Consider the following 555-nt stretch of genomic DNA (forward strand, 5'->3'; position numbering starts at 1 on the left):
AACACCAAAGGTGAAGTTAGCATCAACAACGACGGTACAATCAGCTATAACCCCAACGGTCAATTTGACGCTCTCGAAGCAAATGAAACCGCAACAGATAGTTTCAGCTATACGATTAACGATGGTCAAGGGGGAACCGACACAGCTACCGTTAACCTGACTATCAACGGAGTTAGTCCAGCCACTCAACCGAACGATAGTGGCGATAACGGAACTGACAACAACAATAACAACACAGGGTATAACATCATCAGTGATTTTGATCCCAACACAGCTTTTGCGGGGATGAAAGAAATAGATAGCCTCGAAGCAACTAACGAGCCAGATCTATTTATTCTGGGCAATGCTAGCACAGCTTTCTACGACCAATCAAATTGGGATGATCGCGCGCTCATTAGTGGGTTTAATGATGCACAAGATAAGATTCAACTGCATGGAAGTGCCAGTGATTATGAGCTAGTACAAAAGAACGGAGATACCCGCATCTTCTATTATGGTGAAGGAAGCAAAGAGATGATTGGAATTATCTCCGGTTATTCCAGTTCAGTATCTTTA

1 protein-coding gene is annotated in these 555 nt (G+C 43.2%); it reads left to right on the forward strand.

Translation table 11 applies throughout. From position 1 onward, the window contains the following. Window positions 1-555, forward strand: a 555-nt coding sequence (locus tag M595_RS28435; RefSeq protein WP_023069998.1) for a cadherin-like domain-containing protein, incomplete at both ends; no start/stop codon positions are given.

This window comes from Lyngbya aestuarii BL J (assembly GCF_000478195.2).
GTDB lineage: Bacteria > Cyanobacteriota > Cyanobacteriia > Cyanobacteriales > Microcoleaceae > Capilliphycus > Capilliphycus aestuarii.